At 60.4% G+C, this 19,266-nt stretch carries 18 protein-coding genes; 9 read left to right on the top strand and 9 right to left on the bottom strand.

The window, feature by feature from the left end:
• Positions 1-19: 19 nt before the first annotated feature.
• The 6 genes from J9870_RS06885 to J9870_RS06860 all read right to left on the bottom strand — a co-directional run bounded on the left by J9870_RS06885 (position 20) and on the right by J9870_RS06860 (position 5,628).
• Positions 20-982, bottom strand: a complete 963-nt coding sequence (locus J9870_RS06885) for a transposase (RefSeq protein ID WP_210639263.1) — start codon at positions 980-982, stop codon at positions 20-22.
• Between the two features lie 305 nt (positions 983-1,287).
• Positions 1,288-2,445: a phosphatidylserine/phosphatidylglycerophosphate/cardiolipin synthase family protein gene (locus J9870_RS06880; protein WP_210643245.1), complete on the bottom strand. Its 1,158-nt coding sequence runs from the start codon at positions 2,443-2,445 to the stop codon at positions 1,288-1,290.
• 1 nt (position 2,446) lies between these two features.
• Positions 2,447-3,037, bottom strand: coding sequence for a YceI family protein (locus J9870_RS06875; RefSeq protein ID WP_210643244.1), 591 nt, complete (start codon positions 3,035-3,037; stop codon positions 2,447-2,449).
• A gap of 141 nt (positions 3,038-3,178) precedes the next feature.
• The gene (locus J9870_RS06870) at positions 3,179-3,487 is read right to left on the bottom strand and encodes an amidase (RefSeq protein WP_210643243.1); all 309 of its coding nucleotides are present in this window, start codon (positions 3,485-3,487) and stop codon (positions 3,179-3,181) included.
• Positions 3,484-4,578: a serine hydrolase gene (locus J9870_RS06865; RefSeq protein ID WP_210643242.1), complete on the bottom strand. Its 1,095-nt coding sequence runs from the start codon at positions 4,576-4,578 to the stop codon at positions 3,484-3,486. Before J9870_RS06865 ends, J9870_RS06870 begins: the two co-directional genes overlap by 4 nt.
• 165 nt (positions 4,579-4,743) lie before the next feature.
• A complete protein-coding gene (locus J9870_RS06860; protein WP_210643241.1) occupies positions 4,744-5,628 on the bottom strand; it encodes an acyl-CoA dehydrogenase in 885 nt (294 codons plus the stop codon).
• A 142-nt stretch (positions 5,629-5,770) separates the two neighbouring features.
• On the opposite strand from J9870_RS06860, the gene olsB reads away from it, so the two are divergent.
• Together olsB and J9870_RS06850 are read left to right on the top strand one after the other, a co-directional pair.
• Positions 5,771-6,526, top strand: coding sequence for an L-ornithine N(alpha)-acyltransferase (gene olsB, locus J9870_RS06855; protein ID WP_210643240.1), 756 nt, complete (start codon positions 5,771-5,773; stop codon positions 6,524-6,526).
• Positions 6,526-7,320: a lysophospholipid acyltransferase family protein gene (locus J9870_RS06850; RefSeq protein ID WP_210643239.1), complete on the top strand. Its 795-nt coding sequence runs from the start codon at positions 6,526-6,528 to the stop codon at positions 7,318-7,320. The genes olsB and J9870_RS06850 overlap by 1 nt, the downstream gene beginning before the upstream one ends.
• A 115-nt stretch (positions 7,321-7,435) precedes the next feature.
• Here J9870_RS06850 and J9870_RS06845 read toward each other — a convergent pair whose 3' ends face one another.
• Complete coding sequence (locus J9870_RS06845; RefSeq protein WP_210643238.1) at positions 7,436-8,020, bottom strand: ACP phosphodiesterase; 585 nt, start codon at positions 8,018-8,020, stop codon at positions 7,436-7,438.
• Positions 8,021-8,176: 156 nt separating this feature from the next.
• Between J9870_RS06845 and J9870_RS06840 the strand changes: the two genes are divergently transcribed.
• From J9870_RS06840 to J9870_RS06825, 4 genes are all read left to right on the top strand, one after another.
• Complete coding sequence (locus J9870_RS06840; RefSeq protein ID WP_030138446.1) at positions 8,177-8,479, top strand: metalloregulator ArsR/SmtB family transcription factor; 303 nt, start codon at positions 8,177-8,179, stop codon at positions 8,477-8,479.
• Positions 8,480-8,497: 18 nt separating this feature from the next.
• Positions 8,498-9,664: an MFS transporter gene (locus tag J9870_RS06835; RefSeq protein WP_210643237.1), complete on the top strand. Its 1,167-nt coding sequence runs from the start codon at positions 8,498-8,500 to the stop codon at positions 9,662-9,664.
• Between the two features lie 38 nt (positions 9,665-9,702).
• Positions 9,703-10,752: an alkene reductase gene (locus tag J9870_RS06830; protein ID WP_210643236.1), complete on the top strand. Its 1,050-nt coding sequence runs from the start codon at positions 9,703-9,705 to the stop codon at positions 10,750-10,752.
• A gap of 183 nt (positions 10,753-10,935) precedes the next feature.
• Entirely contained in the window at positions 10,936-11,562 is a 627-nt protein-coding gene (locus tag J9870_RS06825) for a hypothetical protein (protein WP_210643235.1), read from the top strand.
• 198 nt (positions 11,563-11,760) lie between these two features.
• Here J9870_RS06825 and J9870_RS06820 read toward each other — a convergent pair whose 3' ends face one another.
• Positions 11,761-12,393 (bottom strand): TetR family transcriptional regulator, encoded by a 633-nt coding sequence (locus J9870_RS06820; RefSeq protein WP_210643234.1) that lies wholly within the window; start codon positions 12,391-12,393, stop codon positions 11,761-11,763.
• A 264-nt stretch (positions 12,394-12,657) separates the two neighbouring features.
• Here J9870_RS06820 and J9870_RS06815 point away from each other — a divergent pair, with 264 nt between their 5' ends.
• Genes J9870_RS06815 through J9870_RS06805 form a run of 3 tightly spaced genes read left to right on the top strand, consistent with a single transcriptional unit; the run spans position 12,658 to position 18,437 of the window.
• Entirely contained in the window at positions 12,658-13,815 is a 1,158-nt protein-coding gene (locus J9870_RS06815; RefSeq protein WP_210643233.1) for an efflux RND transporter periplasmic adaptor subunit, read from the top strand.
• A gap of 3 nt (positions 13,816-13,818) precedes the next feature.
• Complete coding sequence (gene emhB / locus J9870_RS06810; protein WP_210643232.1) at positions 13,819-16,983, top strand: efflux RND transporter permease subunit EmhB; 3,165 nt, start codon at positions 13,819-13,821, stop codon at positions 16,981-16,983.
• Complete coding sequence (locus J9870_RS06805; RefSeq protein ID WP_210643231.1) at positions 16,980-18,437, top strand: AdeC/AdeK/OprM family multidrug efflux complex outer membrane factor; 1,458 nt, start codon at positions 16,980-16,982, stop codon at positions 18,435-18,437. The genes emhB and J9870_RS06805 overlap by 4 nt, the downstream gene beginning before the upstream one ends.
• A gap of 76 nt (positions 18,438-18,513) precedes the next feature.
• Here the strand turns inward: J9870_RS06805 and J9870_RS06800 are convergent, their stop codons facing one another.
• Positions 18,514-18,864, bottom strand: coding sequence for a DUF6124 family protein (locus J9870_RS06800; RefSeq protein ID WP_210643230.1), 351 nt, complete (start codon positions 18,862-18,864; stop codon positions 18,514-18,516).
• Positions 18,865-19,266 lie beyond the last annotated feature (402 nt).

Below are 19,266 nucleotides of genomic sequence, written 5' to 3'. Positions count from 1 at the left end.
AAAACCAGCGTGGGAGATTCTATGTTGCAGGGGAACCCTGCAACCGTGAATTTGGTTGGTATTCGCTCTGATTTTTCATCAGGGCGAATGCTACCCGACACAACTTGCGGGCAAGGATAACCAAGGCCTGAGTTCTGGCCAGGCCTCGTGCCAAGAAGGCCTCATAGTAAGGTTTCCAGGCAGGAGACCGACAGGCCGCCATCGCGGCGTTGTGCGCCAGGCGTCGTAGCTCCCCGTCCCCTTTTTTGCTCAAGTGACGAGGACTGTGCTTCTTCCCTGAGTCTTTTGGACGCAAATCCATCCCCAAGAAAGCAATGAATGCATCGCCACTGACAAAGTGACCGCGCATGAATGCGGTCGCCAAGCCAATGGCCGTCAGTTCACCAATCCCTTCAATGGCTTTGCAGCGGTTGATGTTTTCAGTGATCCCTACCGCTTGGCTGGCCTCACGCATTAGCTTCTGAATGGCCTGATCGGACTCTTTGAAGACCTCCAACTGCCGGGCCAAGATGTCCTTTAGGCACGGTTCGTTCGAAAAACTCAGCACGATACTGACACGGGCCTTGATGAGTGCCGCACGTTTTCTAAGCAGGTTTTTTAACACTTTGTAGGCTTCTGGAGGTGGGCTCCAGATACGCAGCCTTGCTTGCTCGTTCGTTAGATAACGAGCCAGCAAACGCGCATCACAAGGATCAGTTTTAGCCCGCAGCCCAATACTTTCACGGTAATGGGCCACCCGATAAGGATCCACAACGTAAACATGAAACCCCATTCCATGGGCCAGCTCAGCTGTGTCCAGGTGATAAAAACTGGTGGCTTCCAGCGCAATCGAGCTTTGGGCTGGTAGCGTTTTGAGCCACCGGCCAAGAGCTTCGCGATTGTTGGCGATGGCTTGAGTGATTTTCAGGTCTTCGCGGTAAACGACGATTTCGGCCTTCGCTACATCGATACCAATAACCGTTGGTGAGTTAAGGATTGTCATGACGAATCCTCGGAGCTAGGGTTTAGGTGCTTGTCGGGGTCTACCTTTGCGCTGGCTTGCCTCTATCGTCGGTTTTACCGATGAATTCCTTATCGGCGCTTTAGGTAGAAAGGGCGGAACGAGAAGTCTCCCACGGTCCGTACTGGCTAGAGTCGGAATCGAGCTTTTAGTCCCGCCCACCCCTTCAAGTCTAAACATACAAGCGAGCTTGCTCGCGATAGCGGCTTAACATTCAACTCAGATGTTGAATATCAGACCGCCATCGCGAGCAAGCTCGCTCCCACAGTTGTATCTGGGTGTTCGGGCTAACCCCGCCGATCCAACAGATTCACCACCACCCGATCCACCCACCCCCACAACCGCTGCTTGACCCGCTTCCACAGAGGTCGACGCTGCCAGGCGTCGAGGCTGACCTGCAGGCTCTGGGCGAAGTCCCGTTCGAAACTCGCCGCCACCGCACTGCTGAGCCCGGAATCCAAGGCTTCAAGGTTCGCTTCCAGGTTGAAACGCAGGTTCCAGTGATCGAAATTGCATGAGCCGATGCTGACCCAATCGTCCACCAACACCATCTTCAGGTGCAGGAAACATGGCTGGTATTCGAATATTTTCACCCCGGCCTTGAGCAGTCGAGGGTAGTAACGGTGCCCGGCGTAGCGCACGGAGGGGTGGTCGGTGCGCGGGCCGGTCAGCAACAGGCGCACGTCAATACCGCGGGCAGCGGCTTTGCGCAAGGAACGGCGCACGTTCCAGGTCGGCAGGAAATACGGCGTCGCCATCCAGATCCTCTTCTGACCACTGTTCAACGCCCGAGACAACGATTGCAGAATATCGCGATGCTGGCGGGCGTCGGCATACGCCACCCGGCCCATGCCCTCGCCCATTGGAGGCACGCGGGGCAAGCGCGGCAAACCAAAGTTGGAGGCCGGTTTCCAGGCACGGCGATGACGGTTGGCGAGCCATTGGCGATCGAACAGTAATTGCCAGTCGAGCACCAGCGGACCGACGATTTCCACCATCACTTCGTGCCACTCACAGTGGTCATCGAGGGGGTTCCAGAATTCATCGGTCACACCCGTGCCACCAACCACTGCCAGACGCTGATCCACCAACAACAACTTGCGGTGATCGCGGTAGAGGTTGCGTACCCAGCGGCGCCAGCTCAAGCGATTGTAGAAACGCAGTTCGACGCCAGCCTCGATCAGGCGGTTACGCAAGCCAAGGGTAAACGCCAGGCTGCCGTAGTCATCGAACAGACAGCGCACCCGTACCCCACGCTCGGAGGCCTGGACCAGGGCCTGGACCATCGCCTCGGCGCAGGCCCCCGCCTCCACCAGGTACAGTTCCAGTTCGACCTGTTCCTGGGCACGGGCGATTTCCACCAGCATGCGCGGAAAGAACTGCGGGCCGTCGATCAATAGTTCGAAGCGATTGCCTTCACGCCAGGGAAATACCGGGCCGCTCATGTCAGCGCGCCGTAAAAATCAGTACCGCATTCACCGGCACCGACAGACTGATGGCCGACAACCCAGCCAGGTTACGCAGCTTCTCCAGGCCCGGCGCCAAGTCGAAATCCGCGGCGTTGAGCACCAGCGGCTCGAGGGTCACCACTTGGAAGCGTCGTTCATCAAGGCGTGTCGCCAGCAGTTCAACGTTGTATTCATGCTGCTTGCCGTGCAGGTTCACCGTCAGCGGCAGGCGCAATTCCAACTGCGCTCCGTTGGCCAGGTCCTGGATCGGCACCAGGTCGATTTGTGCAGTGATGGTGGCTTCGGCAAATTGCTTGATCTCGAACAGCTCGGCGCGCATGCGTTCGTCCCGCAGGGGAATGCCACTGTTGATGGAGTCCAGCTCCACTTCCAGGCGAGCCAATCCGTTGGGCTGGACTTGGCCATGAAGCACCAGGAAGCGCTGGACTTCGGAGACATTGCCGTTTTTGCTACTGATGAACGACAGCCGCGACGATTCACCGTCCAGGTACCAATCGGCCTGGGCCGGCAACGCGGCGCAAGCCAGCAGCAAAGTCGCGACAGCGTGAGAGAAAGACCGCTTGAACATACACACTCGGAGGGCAGATAAACCTGTGGCGAACCTTAACCGCGCCGAGAGCGCTTGCAAACTGTCCGTTTCAACAACTGCTCAGAAATACAGGGAACCTGTGGGCAAGCCTTGCTCCCACAATAGAATCGGGGTCCGGCCTTACTCCAACCGACACCCCTGCCGCGCCCCCATCCACCGCGCGCTGCTGCTACGCCCCAACCCGCTGACGGTGACGCGCTTCGCTTCGGGGGTATCGAGAAAGTCACTGATGGGCACCGACTGCTTCACATAGCCACGGCAATAATCAGCCGGTTGCTCCATCACGTAACGGCACGAGCAGTACTCCTTGGCGGTGTAGGCACTGATGATGTCGGGAAAGGCCCGCAGCGCCACCCGTTCAAGCCAGACCCAGCCCAGCAGAGCGATGAGAAGCGCCAACGCCAGAGTGAGCAACAGTTTGCGTCTCATGGCTGCACCGCCCCGGCGAACACCGCCATGACTCGCTTGAGCAGTTCATTGTGGCGGTAGCTGCCGTCGCGGTCATCGCCGTAGCGCACGATCACCAGCCTGGCGCTGGGGATGATGTACAACACTTGGCCCCAATGGCCCAACGCGGCGAATGTATCCGTTGGCGCATCGGGCCAGGGGCGGATCGCCGGGTCGACGGCGCGGTTGAGCCACCAATGCCCTCCGGGGACGGCCTCGTCCTGGCCGGCCTGGAAGCGGGCGAAGGGCTGGCGATTGAAGGCGACCCAATCCTTGGGGATCAACTGCCGTTCCCCCCAGCGACCGTCCCGTTGCATCAACAACCCGACACGCGCCAGGTCCCGCGCCGTGAGGTAGGCATAGGACGAACCGACGAACGTGCCGCTGGCGTCGGTTTCCCAGATGGCGTGGCGAATGCCCAAGGGTTCGAACAGGGCCGTCCAAGGGTAATCGGGATAGCGCGCCGGGCCGACGATGTTTTTCAGCGCCGCGGCCAGCAGGTTGCTGTCGCCGCTGGAGTACCGAAACGCCTGCCCCGGCGGGCTGAAGCCTTCATGCTGCGCGGTGAACGCCGCCATGTCGTGGCGGCCCCGGGTATACAGCATCGCCACCACCGAGGAGTTGAGCGGCGCGTATTCGTAGTCCTCTTGCCAATCCAGGCCCGAGGCCCAGTGAAAAAGATCGGCGAGGGTCATGTCCGGGTGCTTGCTCAGCGCCGGGTAGTATTTGGCCGCCGGCTCCTGCAGGCCAAACAGCTTTTGACCATAGGCCACGCCAAACACCGTCGCCATCAGGCTTTTGCTGACGGACCAGGTCAGGTGCGGGGTGTCGGCAGAGGTCGGCCCGGCGTAGCGTTCATAGACCAGCCGACCGTCCTGGATCACCAGCAGCGCGTCAGTGCGGATGCCTTGCCGGGTGACATCGTCCCGGGGTGGGAAGGCGTATCGCTCCAGGGCTTCGATGGCCGGCCCGGTGGGGCGCGGACCGGTTGGCCATTGCTCGCCGGGCCAATCTTCAGCGTGGACATTCAGGGTGAGCAGCAGGAGCGGGATCAGGAACCAGCCTTTGAACATGCTTGGGGCTCGAAGGGTTGAACTTGCTGAGCCTAGTCAGACTTGATGACAGTTTCGATATTTGTGCCGTTTATAAGGGCCTCATCGCGAGCAAGCTCGCTCCCACAACGGACTCATGTGCGACAGAGATCCCGTGTGGGAGCGAGCTTGCTCGCGATGAGGCCTTCAAACCAATGAAGATTCCAGCGCCTTGGCCAACCGCTTGGCCCGCGCGCCCGCCGCCATCTCCATCACTGCCTTGTCCCGCGTCCACATCTCGCGCCACGTTGCAGGCCCGGCAGCCAGTGCGTCATTCAGCTCGCCAGCGAGCCCTTCAAACTGGGCGAACAACCCACCCAGCAGGACATGCCCGGCAGCACTGGACGGGTTGTGACGGCTCACCTCGGCGCAGCCTGCCAGCAACGCCAGCAGGCGCAACTGCAAAGGCTGCGGCCAGCCACATTCCTGCCCCAGGCCATACAACCAGGCGGTCATGGCGCTGAGTACGTAAAGGTCTTCCAGGGTGCGGAACGGTTTGACATACGCATCCCAACCGTCGCCCGCCAGCAATTCGCACAGCGCACCGTCTAGCAGTACGCGGCCATGGCTGATGTCCGGCATCAGGGCAATGGCCGGGAGCTTTTCCAGGGTCACGCCAGGCTCGCCGGGGTAGGCCACCGCCAGGTTCAGCCGTGGCGCTTCACCGGGTGCTTCACTACGGGCGGCGATCAACAACCATTCGGCAGCATCGCCGGCGGTGACGAAATCCTTGCGCCCGCTCAGGCGCAAATCACTGAGGCGGGTCTGCATGTCCGCCGGGCGCAGGCTGCGTTGTTCGGTGGCACACAAGGCGCCAAGGCTCTGCGGCGCACTCGGCCACAGCACCCGCAGTGCCGCCTGATACCCCACCAGGAACGCCAGCCCCGGCGTTGCCATCAACCGCCCCCCGGCCACGGCCAGCTCGAATGGTGTGACCGGCCCCAGGCGCTGCAACAAGGTCGCATAACCCTCAGCCAGGTCCGACTGGGCGGGCAGGCGCTCACCACGTTCGATCAGGGTTTGCCAGGGCATAAGAGGCTCCTCGAGGGCTGTCATATAAGCATCACCAAAGCTTCATGGCGATGACACCGGGGCTACATAGCCTGACTTTGCACAACATGGCTGCATAAAGAAAGTCGATTGGCTGCAACTGAACAGCCCACGGAGATTCGCTATGACTCAGATCGCCCGCATCAGCGACACCGGCAATGAACGCCGCCTGCAAGCCGAACGCCTGATCGGCGCCACGGCCTTGCAAGAAGCCCAGGCCCTGCGCTTCAACGTCTTCAGCGGCGAATTCAACGCCAAGCTCAAAGGCGCGGAAGTGGGTCTGGACATGGATGATTATGATGTTCACTGCGCCCACATCGGCGTACGCGACCTGAACACCGGCCGTCTCGTGGCGACCACCCGCCTGCTCGACCACCAGGCCGCCAGCAGCCTGGGCCGGTTCTACAGTGAAGAAGAATTCAGCCTCCACGGCCTGGTCCATCTCAAGGGCCCGATCCTGGAAATCGGCCGTACCTGCGTCGACCCGGCCTACCGCAACGGCGGCACCATCGCCGTACTGTGGGGCGAGCTGGCCGAAGTCCTGAACGAAGGCGGCTACAGCTACCTGATGGGTTGCGCGAGCATTCCGATGCAGGATGGCGGCATCCAGGCCCAGGCGATCATGCAGCGCCTGCGCGAACGCTACCTGTGCACCGAACACCTGCAAGCCGTGCCGAAAAAACCGTTGCCGAACCTGGACGTCCCCTCCAACGTCATCGCCGAGATGCCACCGCTGCTCAAGGCCTATATGCGCCTGGGCGCGAAGATTTGCGGTGAGCCGTGCTGGGACGAAGACTTCCAGGTGGCCGACGTGTTCATCCTGCTCAAGCGCGACGAACTCTGCCCGCGCTACGCCCGCCACTTCAAGGCAGCGGTCTGATGAGCCGGCTGCGGGTGTACGCGCGAATCGCGCGAGTGTTGCTGGTGGTAGCGCTGGGCCTGAGCATGGCTTGCCTGTTCGGGTTGTTCGAACGCCTGGGGATTGCCAACTCCATGGTGCGTCGCCAACGCTGGTCACGGTTCTTCATGGCGCGGTTGAGCCATGCCCTGCCGTTTTCCGTGACGGTTCATGGCCAGTTGCCGCAACTTCCGATGCTGTGGGTCAGCAACCATGTGTCCTGGACCGACATCCCGTTGCTGGGCATGCTCACCCCGCTGTCGTTCCTGTCCAAGGCCGAAGTGCGCACCTGGCCCGTGGCCGGATGGCTGGCCGCCAAGGCCGGCAGCCTGTTTATCCGGCGCGGTTCGGGTGACAGCCAGTTGATCCGCAAACAGATGAGCCGCCACCTGGAACAGGCTCATCCGCTGCTGATGTTCCCCGAAGGGACCACCACCGATGGCCGTTCGTTGCGCACCTTCCATGGTCGCCTGTTGTCAGCCGCCATCGATGCCGAAGTGGCGTTGCAGCCGGTGGCGATCCGTTACCTGCGCAATGGCGAACCGGACTCGCTGGCACCGTTCATTGGCGATGACGACTTGCTGTCGCATCTGATGCGCCTGTTTGCCAATGATCGGGGCGATGTGCACATTCACCTGCTGCAACCGATCGCCTGCCACGGCCAGGAACGTGCGGCCCTGGCATTCCAGGCGCAACAGGCGGTGCACAAGGCATTGTTCGGCGAGATCCCGGAGAAACAGCAAGCCCCAATGCGGCCTGCTGCCATTGCGGCCTGATCCGGACAACCTTGTGCAATCTCTTGTGGGAGCGAGCTTGCTCGCGATAGCGGCTTAACATTCAGCAGAGATGTTGACTGGACCACCGCTATCGCGAGCAAGCTCGCTCCCACAATTAGTCCTGCGGCGTGACTTGGCTTTGAGCAAAATCCTGAAGCTGTGGGTAGAACAGCCGGAAATCTTCGCTCAACGGCTCATAGAGCCTGATCAACTCCTGCATCGCTCCCGCCAGTTCTTCTGGCCGGGACAGGCGCCTGGAGATTCCCCGAAGCACCTGCCCAAGCACCTCGAATTCCCGATAGGAACCCAGCCAATCATCCGCCGCCATATAGGGCGCGATCTGCGCCAGGCGCCCCGGCAGCTGTGGCTCACTGGTCAGCACCTGATACACGCGAGAAGTGAAATCCACCAGCGGACCATCGCCGTACAACCTCCAGTCCCGGGCCAGGCAATGGTCGAAAAACACATCGAGCACGATCCCGGCATAGCGCCGGCGCACCGTGGAAAACCGCGACAGGGCATTGTCCACCAAGGGATGGCGGTCGGTGTACATGTCGATGCGTCGATGCAGGGCTATCGCCGCTTCGATCTGCGGATCGTATTGCCCTTGCAGCGGCCCTTTGACGAAATCGCCATAGAGGCTGCCAAGCAGTTGTTCCCGGCCAGGGCCGCCGAGGTGCAGGTGCGCGAGATAATTCATGGCAGGCAGCTTAGCACCGCCACGCCCATATCGTTATAACCCGATATAGCGATTTGTTCGCCCCTCAGATCGAATCCATATTTGTATATCGCGAAATAACGATTTAAGGTTCGCCTCATCGCGATATAGCGTTTTACTCATCACGAGCTGCCCCCAATGCCCCTTGACCTCGACGAAATAATAAAAGCCCTGGCACACCCAGTACGGCGAGACATCCTCAACTGGCTCAAAGACCCCAAGGTCCAGTTTCCCGAACAACTGCACAACCACGAATTCGGCATTTGCGCCGGACAGATCGACCAGCGTTGCGGCCTGTCGCAATCCACGGTGTCTGCGCATTTGGCGGTGTTGCAACGGGCGGGGCTGATCACCAGCCAGAAGGTCGGTCAATGGCATTTTTTCAAACGCAACGAGGAAGTGATCCAGCAATTCCTCAAGCAAATGAGCCAAGAGCTCTGACCTGACAAGGACTCCATCATGCCCCTCTCACTCCTCATCCTGGCCCTGAGCGCCTTCGCCATCGGCACCACCGAGTTCGTCATCATGGGTCTGCTGCCCGATGTGGCGGCCGACCTGGGCGTGTCGATCCCCGGCGCCGGTTGGCTGGTGACCGGATACGCCTTGGGCGTGGCCATCGGTGCGCCGTTCATGGCCCTGGCCACCGCGCGACTGCCGCGCAAGGCCGCCCTGGTGGCGCTGATGGGGATTTTCATCGTCGGCAACCTGCTTTGCGCCATCGCCAGCGACTACAACGTACTGATGTTCGCCCGGGTCGTCACCGCCCTGTGCCACGGCGCGTTCTTCGGCATCGGTTCGGTGGTGGCCGCCGGCCTGGTGGCACCCAACAAGCGCGCCTCAGCCGTGGCCCTGATGTTCACCGGCCTGACCCTGGCCAACGTGCTCGGCGTACCGCTGGGCACCGCGTTGGGTCAGGAAGCCGGCTGGCGCTCGACTTTCTGGGCCGTGACCGTCATCGGCGTCATTGCCCTGATCGGCCTGATCCGTTTCCTGCCGGCCAAGCGCGATGAAGAAAAACTCGACATGCGTTCGGAACTGGTAGCCCTCAAGGGCGCAGGGCTGTGGTTGTCCCTGAGCATGACCGCGCTGTTCTCCGCCTCGGTGTTCACCCTGTTCACCTACGTCGCCCCGCTGCTGGGTGAAGTCACCGGCGTGTCGCCCCGTGGCGTGACCTGGACATTGGTGCTGATCGGCCTGGGCCTGACCCTGGGCAATATCATCGGCGGCAAGCTTGCGGACAAAAGCCTGGCGAACACGCTGATGGGCGTCTTCGTCACCATGGCCGTGGTGTCCACCGTGCTGAGCTGGACCAGCGCCGCGCTGATTCCCAGCGAAATCACCCTGTTTCTCTGGGCCACTGCCTGCTTCGCCGCCGTGCCGGCCCTGCAAGTCAACGTGGTGACCTTCGGCAAAGCCGCGCCCAACCTGGTGTCCACCCTGAACATCGGCGCCTTCAACATCGGCAACGCCTTGGGCGCCTGGGTCGGCGGCAGCGTCATCGACCAAGGCCTGGGCCTGACCTCCGTGCCCCTGGCCGCCGGCGCGCTGGCCGTGCTGGCGCTGCTGGTTACCCTGATCACTTTTCGCCAGGGCGGCAACGCCGACCTGGCACCGGCGACTCACTGACTTTTAACCACTCCCTGATTCTGACGAGGCTGTAATTCATGACGACTATTTTCGATCCGATCACACTTGGCGACATCGAACTGAAAAACCGCATCATCATGGCTCCACTCACTCGCTGCCGCGCTGACGCCGGTCGCGTGCCTAACGCGTTGATGGCCGAGTACTACGTGCAACGCGCTTCCGCTGGCCTGATTCTCAGCGAGGCGACCTCCGTCACGCCGATGGGGGTGGGCTACCCGGACACTCCCGGTATCTGGTCCAACGACCAGGTACGCGGCTGGGCCAACGTCACCAAGGCGATCCACGGCGCCGGCGGCAAGATCTTCCTGCAACTGTGGCACGTAGGCCGGATCTCCCACCCCTCGTACCTGAACGGTGAAATGCCTGTGGCGCCAAGCGCCATCCAGCCCAAAGGCCACGTGAGCCTGGTGCGTCCGCTGGCCGACTACCCGACGCCGCGCGCGCTGGAAACTGCTGAGATCGCCGACATCATCGACGCTTATCGCGTAGGAGCCGAAAACGCCAAGGCCGCCGGTTTCGACGGTGTGGAGATCCACGGTGCCAATGGCTATCTGCTCGATCAGTTCCTGCAAAGCAGCACCAACCAGCGCACCGACCAATACGGTGGTTCCCTGGAAAACCGTGCCCGCCTGATGCTGGAAGTGACCGACGCCGTCATCGAAGTCTGGGGCGCCGGCCGGGTTGGCATGCACTTGGCACCACGCGCCGACTCCCATGACATGGGCGACGAGAACCGCCTGGAAACCTTCAGCTACGTGGCCCGCGAGTTGGGCAAGCGCGGCATCGCTTTCATCTGCTCTCGCGAGAAGGAAGGCGAAGACAGCATCGGCCCGCAACTCAAGCAAGCCTTCGGCGGCCCGTACATTGCCAACGAACGTTTCACCAAGGACAGTGCCAACGCCTGGCTGGCCGAGGGCAAGGCCGATGCCGTCGCCTTCGGCGTGCCGTTCATTGCCAATCCGGACCTGCCGGCGCGCTTGAAAGCCGATGCGCCACTGAACGAGGCACATCCCGAAACGTTTTATGGCAAAGGGCCCGTGGGATACATTGATTACCCCGTACTCTGATCATTGACTGAAATACCCCAGCCCTGCCTCGAAAGAGCCAGGGCTTTTTTATGCCTTTAAATATTCGGTCAACTATCAGAACTTTCTAATCGCTCACTTCAATGCTCATATTCAGCCTGACGACAAAGCCAAACAGCCTGGTCGATCAAACTCTGATAACGCCCTATTGAAAAGGAATTCAACATGACAAACCCAGCCGAAACCCGCGATCAAGACGATAAGAGTTTTTACGAAAAGACACTTTCACAGTTCAACTATGCAGCGCCGGATGTTTTGTATAAATACATTGAGTCGCTGCACACGAAAGAACACACCGAGATCCTCAACGCCTTGATGAAACAAGCAAAACTGAACGACGACGCCAACCAGCAGATTCAAGCGTGGCAGCAAGAAAGCATTAACCCGAACCGCACCCGTCTTATCGTAAAGTTAATCAACCATACCGATCGGGCATTTGCCGTGGGTGAAAACGATATCGACCTGGACGCCGACGAACGAGACTTCTTGAGTGTTATTCCTTGGGACATCCTGGCCTTCAAACTCGATTTCAAGTACTCCAGACAACTGGGCAGCCGCAGCAAGGACATGTACAAAAACTTCATTGTATTTGGCGACAAGGATTGCGGCTTCGTCTTTAACTTCGGTTTGCGTGTCAACACGTCTTTCGGAGTGATTTCGTCGACGCTGACACCCGTCCGGACAAACAAAGTGACCTCTATAGGCGCCACGCCAATCAAGTGCTCGACCCGAATCACTCGCGCGGCGAATGATGAACCCTATGGGTTCACCGTGGAAATCACGCTGGCTTGAAATGTGGCCCCGCCAGGTTCATCTGGCGGGGCATCCAGCGACCCGCTTGGACGGTCTGTTCATACACGTTCACAAGTGCGAAACAAATCACCTACAAAATTCGCCACCGATTCCCTATCAACCAAGGCGACGTCAGTTTATAAAAGCAACCTTGGTCCACAGCTATTGACACAAACCGACGCAATTACGCATTTTGTTTCATTTGCGCAGGTTGGGGCTCAAGCGCAGCATATCCAGCCCGGCTTCCACCCAGCGCTCGGCCTCACCGGCCAGGGCGAAGCTTTCAGGGGCCAGTAGCCACTGATACAAAATGCCGTCGATATAAGCATGAATAGCGATCGCAGCCTTTTCAGGGTCCAGATCGTCCGGCAACTGGCCGCGATTTATCGCGTTGCGCAACGACAGCGCAATACGCACATTGCAGTCCAGGCTGACCTCGCGCCGCTGCTGGCGCAGATCGCACATTTCATCGGTGAATTCGCACTTATGGAACAGAATCTCATTAATGCGGCGGGTTTTCGGGTCCAGGGCCACCTGCCGGAACAACTGGACCAGCAGTTTGCGAATACAGCCCAGCGGATCAAGCTCTTCTTCTCTTTCACTGGCACGGGCCAGTTCATCAAGGGGCTCGTGCAAGGTGTCGAGCATGGCCTGGAGCAGATCGGCCTTGTTGCTGAAATGCCAATAGATGGCGCCACGCGTCACACCGGCCAATGTTGCGATATCGGCCAGCGTCGTGCGCGCCACGCCTCGCTCGAAAAAGGCTTTCTCGGCCGCTTCGAGTATCTGGCTGCGCGTCTCCAGGGCTTCCTCTTTGGTACGACGGACCATGGCAATGAACACCTCAATCAGGATGAATCAGCAATGCGTAGGGATCAGCTGAGCGAATATGAGGCGGCGCGTCTCGAAACGCGTCCCGACCTCCGGATGCCTTTGTCAGGCTTTTGTAAATACAGATGGTACGCAATCTGGCTGTTTACAAACAACCATGTACGTAAGTATATTTCTTAGCATCCTACTAATTGCGTATCTCGCTCTTTTTTCACTTTCCACCTTTCGAGTGCGCCTGTTGCGCGCCTGGACCCGAGGATTTCCATGCAATTCAAGCCAGCTGTTACCGCTCTGGTTACCGCCATCGCCCTGGCATCGCTGCTCAGCGGATGCAAAAAGGAAGAGGCTGCACCTGCTCCTCCCCCTCCTCAGGTCGGCGTCGTAACGCTCAAGACCCAGCCCTTCACCCTGACCTCGGAGCTTCCAGGACGCACCAGCGCGTTCCGTGTCGCGGAAGTTCGTCCACAGGTCAATGGCATCATTCTCAAGCGCCTGTTCAAGGAAGGTGCCGACGTCAAGGCCGGCCAGCAGCTGTACCAGATCGACCCAGCCGTCTATGAAGCGAGTCTCAAGAGCGCCGAGGCCAACCTGCGCTCCACCAAATCGATTGCCGATCGCTACAAGCAATTGGTGGACGAACAAGCCGTCAGCCGCCAGGAATACGACACCGCCGTGGCCAATCGCCTGGAGTCGGAAGCCAATCTGCAGACTGCCCAGATCAATGTGCGCTACACCAAGGTCTACGCGCCGATCTCCGGCCGTATCGGTCGTTCCTCGGTAACCGAGGGCGCCTTGGTAAGCAACGGTCAGACCGACGCCCTGGCGACCATCCAGCAACTGGACCCGATCTACGTCGATGTGACGCAGAGTTCGGTCGAGTTGCTGCAACTGCGCCGCGAGCTGCAAAGCGGTCGTCTGCAGAAGGCCGGCGACAATGCCGCCATGGTCAAGCTGACCCTGGAAGACGGCAGCCAGTACCCACACGAAGGCAAACTGGAATTCTCTGAGGTGTCGGTCGACCAGACCACCGGTTCCGTGACCTTGCGCGCCGTGTTCCCGAACCCGGACCACACGCTGTTGCCGGGCATGTTCGTCCACGCACAACTGCAGGCTGGCGTGAACAGCGCGGCGATCCTCGCCCCGCAACAAGGCGTGACCCGCGACCTCAAAGGCATGCCGACTGCCCTGGTGGTAGGCCCGGACAACAAGGTCGAGCTGCGTCAGCTCAAGGCCAGCCGCACCGTCGGCAGCCAGTGGCTGATCGAAGACGGGCTCAAGGCCGGCGACCGCCTGATCACCGAAGGGTTGCAATACGTACGGCCCGGGGTGGAAGTCAAAGCCACCGAAGCCACCAATGTCGATGCCAAGAACCCGGCCCCCGCTCAGGCAGCTGATAAAGCAGCCGGCGGCAAAGGGGAGTAAACCATGTCGAAATTTTTTATCGACCGTCCGATTTTCGCTTGGGTGATTGCCCTGGTGATCATGCTGGTCGGGGCTCTATCGATCCTCAAATTGCCGATCAACCAGTACCCGAGCATCGCGCCACCGGCCATTGCGATCCAGGTGACCTACCCAGGTGCATCCGCACAAACCGTGCAGGACACCGTGGTGCAAGTCATCGAACAACAGCTCAACGGTATCGACAACCTGCGTTATGTGTCCTCGGAAAGTAACTCCGACGGCAGCATGACCATCACCGCGACCTTCGAGCAGGGCACCAGCTCCGATACCGCGCAAGTCCAGGTCCAGAACAAGCTGAACCTGGCCACCCCGCTGCTGCCGCAAGAAGTGCAGCAGCAGGGTATCCGCGTAACCAAGTCAGTGAAGAACTTCCTGATGGTGATCGGCGTGGTGTCGCGCGACGGCAGCATGACCAAGGACGACTTGGCCAACTACATCGTGTCCAACCTGCAGGACCCGATCTCGCGTACCGCCGGTGTCGGTGACTTCCAGGTCTTCGGTGCGCAGTACGCGATGCGGATCTGGCTCGACCCGGCCAAGCTGAACAACTTCAACCTGACGCCGGTGGACGTGAAAAACGCCATCTCCGCGCAGAACGTCCAGGTCTCCTCCGGCCAGCTCGGCGGCCTGCCCGCCCTGCCCGGCCAGCAACTGAACGCCACCATCATCGGCAAGACTCGTTTGCAGACCGCCGAGCAATTCAAGGCGATCCTGCTCAAGGTCAACTCGGACGGCTCGCAAGTGCGCGTCGGTGACGTTGCCGATGTCGGCTTGGGTGGTGAAAACTACAGCGTCAGCGCCCAGTTCAACGGTGCCCCGGCCTCGGGCCTGGCGGTAAAACTGGCCAACGGCGCCAACGCCCTCGACACAGCCAAGGCCCTGCGCAAGACCATCGACGACCTCAAGCCGTTCTTCCCGCAAGGCATGGAAGTGGTATTCCCGTACGACACCACGCCAGTGGTGAGCGAATCGATCAAAGGTGTGGTTGAAACCCTGGTCGAAGCGGTCGTGCTGGTGTTCCTGGTGATGTTCCTGTTCCTGCAGAATTTCCGCGCCACCATCATCACCACGATGACCGTGCCGGTGGTACTGCTCGGTACCTTCGGGATCCTCGCGGCGTTCGGCTTCAGCATCAACACCCTGACCATGTTCGGCATGGTGCTGGCCATCGGCTTGCTGGTGGACGACGCCATCGTCGTGGTGGAAAACGTCGAACGGGTGATGAGCGAAGAAGGCCTCTCGCCCAAGGAAGCCACCAAGAAATCCATGGGCCAGATCCAGGGCGCCCTGGTGGGTATCGCCCTGGTGCTCTCGGCGGTACTGCTGCCGATGGCGTTCTTCAGCGGCTCCACCGGCGTGATCTACAAGCAGTTCTCCATCACCATCGTCTCGGCCATGGCCTTGTCGGTCATGGTGGCCTTGATCTTCACCCCGGCGTTGTGCGCCACCATGCTCAAGGCGATTCCCAAAGGCGAGCACGGAACACCCAAGCGCGGTTTCTTCGGCTGGTTCAACCGCAATTTTGACCGTAGCGTAAGAAGCTACGAGCGCGGCGTGGGCAATATGCTCAAGCACAAGGCCCCGTACCTGCTGGCCTACGTGATTATCGTGGTTGGCATGGTCTGGCTGTTCACCCGCATCCCGACAGCGTTCCTACCCGAAGAAGACCAAGGTGTACTGTTTGCCCAGGTGCAGACGCCGGCCGGCTCCAGTGCCGAGCGCACCCAGGTGGTAGTGGACAAGATGCGTGAGTACCTGCTGCGTCCGAGCAAGGACGGCGGTGAGGGCGATGCCGTGGCCTCGGTGTTCACCGTGACCGGCTTCAACTTCGCCGGTCGTGGCCAGAGCTCCGGCATGGCGTTCATCATGCTTAGGCCGTGGGACGAGCGTAACGCCGACAACAGCGTGTTCAAGCTCGCGGCGCGTGCCCAGCAGCACTTCTTCGCCTTCCGTGACGCGATGGTGTTCGCCTTTGCTCCACCCGCGGTACTGGAGTTGGGTAACGCCACTGGTTTCGACGTGTTCCTGCAGGACCGCGCCGGCATCGGCCACGACAAGTTGATGGAAGCCCGCAATCAGTTCCTGGGCATGGCCGCGCAGAGCAAGATCCTCTCGCAGGTACGTCCGAATGGCCTGAATGATGAGCCGCAATACCAGTTGGAAATCGATGACGAGAAGGCCAGCGCGCTGGGCATCACCTTGTCAGACATCAACAACACCCTGTCGATTGCCCTGGGCAGTAGCTACGTGAACGACTTCATCGACCGCGGTCGGGTGAAGAAAGTGTACGTGCAGGGTCAACCCGGTGCCCGCATGAGCCCCGAAGACCTGAAGAAGTGGTACGTGCGCAACAGTGCCGGAACCATGGTGCCGTTCACTGCGTTTGCCAAGGGTGAGTGGGTCTACGGCTCGCCGAAACTGGCCCGTTACAACGGCGTGGAAGCCATGGAAATCCTCGGCACCCCGGCGCCTGGCTACTCCACGGGTGAAGCCATGGCCGAAGTCGAGGCCATCGCCAAGAAGCTGCCGGCCGGTGTCGGTATTTCCTGGACGGGCTTGTCCTACGAGGAACGTCTCTCGGGCTCCCAGGCGCCAGCGTTGTATGCCCTGTCGCTGTTGATGGTGTTCCTGTGTCTGGCGGCGCTGTATGAAAGCTGGTCGATTCCGATCGCGGTCATGCTCGTGGTGCCGTTGGGCATTATTGGTGCCCTGATGGCAACCAGCCTGCGCGGCTTGTCGAACGACGTGTACTTCCAGGTAGGCTTGTTGACGACCATCGGTTTGGCGGCGAAAAACGCCATCCTGATCGTGGAATTCGCCAAGGAACTCCACGAACAGGGCCGAACCCTGGTGGAAGCCGCCATCGAAGCCTGTAGGATGCGTTTGCGACCGATCATCATGACCTCCCTGGCGTTCATCCTCGGCGTGGTCCCACTGGCGATTTCCACCGGTGCCGGCTCGGGCAGCCAGCACGCCATCGGTACGGGCGTGATCGGCGGCATGTTGACCGCTACGATCCTGGCTATTTTCTGGGTACCGTTGTTCTTCGTGACCGTGTCGTCGATTGGCCGCCGCAAAAATGCCGACCAGGATGACACTTCTGAAACTTCTAAAGAGGCTGGCCAATGAGCAAGTCGCTCCTTTCCCTGACCATCGCCGCCATCGTGCTCAGCGGTTGCTCGCTGATCCCCGATTATCAGCGGCCCGAAACACCGGTCGCGGCGCAATACCCGCAAGGCCCGGCCTACGAAGCGGCCAAGGCCCCGGGCCAGGCCGCCGCCGAGCAGGGCTGGAAACAGTTTTTCCATGATCCGGCACTGCAACAGCTGATCCAGGTCGCCCTGGAAAACAACCGCGACCTGCGGGTCGCGGCGCTGAACATCGATGCCTACGCCGCGCAATACCGCATCCAGCGGGCGGACCTGTTCCCGGCGGTCTCGGCCACCGGTTCGGCCAGCCGTCAGCGGGTGCCGGCGCGCGCGTCGCAAACCGGTGAAGCAGCCATCAGCAGCTCCTACTCGGCCACCCTGGGCATCAGTTCCTATGAGCTGGACCTGTTCGGCCGGGTTCGCAGCCTGAGCGAACAAGCGCTGCAAAGCTACTTCGCCACCGAAGAAGCCCGCCGTAGCACCCAGATCAGCCTGGTGGCCAACGTGGCCAACGCCTACCTGACCTGGCAGGCCGACAAGGAACTGCTCAAGCTGACCCAGGAAACCCTGGGAGCCTACGACCAAAGCCTCAAGCTGACCTCGCGCAGCGCCGAGGTCGGCGTGGCCTCGGCCCTGGACCTGAGCCAGGCGCGCACGGCGGTAGAAAACGCCCGCGTGCAATTGGCGCGCTACACCCGCCAGGTCGCCCAGGATGAAAACAGCCTGACCCTGCTGCTGGGCACCAACCTGCCGGCCAACCTGAACACAAAACCGCTCAGCGATGACCTGCTCAGCGAAGTACCGGCCGGGTTGCCATCTGACCTGCTGCAACGTCGTCCGGACATCCTCCAGGCCGAACGCAACCTGCTGGCCGCCAACGCCAACATCGGCGCCGCGCGGGCCGCGTTCTTCCCGAGCATCAGCCTGACGGCCAACGCCGGCACCTTGAGCCCGGACCTGTCCGGCCTGTTCAAGGGCGGCTCGGGCACCTGGACCTTCGCCCCGCAAATCAACCTGCCGATCTTCAACGCCGGCAGCCTGCGGGCGAGCCTGGATTACGCCAAAATCCAGAAAGACATCAACGTCGCCAATTACGAGAAGGCCATTCAGACGGCATTCCAGGAAGTCTCCGACGGCCTGGCCGCACGCCGGACCTACAACGAACAGTTGCAGGCCCAGACCGCCTACGTTGCCTCCAACCAGGACTACTACCGCCTGGCCGAGCGCCGCTACCGCATCGGCGTCGACAGCAACCTGACCTTCCTCGACGCCCAACGCCAGCTGTTCAGCGCCCAACAATCGCTGATCACCGACCGCCTTTCGCAATTGACCAGCGAGGTCAATTTGTATAAGGCACTGGGGGGCGGCTGGAATGCCGATACCGGTAAGAACGAACCGGTGAAAGAAGAAGCGCCAGAGACGAAGCTGTTCTGATAGATGCCTGAACGCTGAACATGAAGCCCACCGAAAGGTGGGCTTTTTGTTTGTGCGTGTTTTAACAGCGACTGGGTTAACGCAGGTCGACGATATCCAGCGCTCGATTGGCCAACAACTCACTCAATTCAATCATCTGTGCCACGCCTAGTGCGACATGCCGCCGAGAGCCTTTCAGATCGAACGCCAGGTCGCTGACCATGGCACTGGCCGAGGCCAGGGTTTCGCTGAGGTTCGCCAGTAGACACTCGGTGTCGAGGGTATCGATGACAGTGAAAACTTGAGTTGAGGTTTTGGGTTTGGGATCAGGGTGGGTGCCCAGATGGTAATCGAGTGCTCGGTCTGCGGCCTCTTGGAGCTTTTCTGGATCGGGGTCGTTGTAGGGGAAGGTGCTCTCTGACGGCGAAGAAGGGTGATGTTTTTTCATAACGGCGCTCCTGCATCAATTGGATGCCCGAAACGTTGGGTCCGGGCGCTGGCGCCTAACAAATTCGGCGGGCTTGCAGTCCCGGTCGCTGGATGGGCAGCGACACGAACAAGCTAGAGATGCCGCTTCCGAGCAGCAACCTTAAAACCTCGTCGGAAAAATCGCCGCGTCTGTCAGACCGGCCACAAAACTTGTGGGAGCGAGCTTGCTCGCGATGGCGGCCTGACAGCCGGCCTGAATGTTGTTGACTGAGTACATATCCGTTTTCGCGATAACGGCGACTTATGGTTTCGCTTTTACAGCGACTCACTTTCGAAAAGCGCGGAAGCCGGCCCAGTCGAAAGTAAGCAAAGCGCTTCTGCCCCACCACTCGGTGCCTCGCCTAGGCTCGGCATGCCCGCA

It is taken from the genome of Pseudomonas sp. Tri1 (genome assembly GCF_017968885.1).
GTDB lineage: Bacteria > Pseudomonadota > Gammaproteobacteria > Pseudomonadales > Pseudomonadaceae > Aquipseudomonas.
The sequence above is the reverse complement of the archived record's forward strand: the minus strand, read 5'-3'. Positions and strand labels throughout refer to the sequence as shown.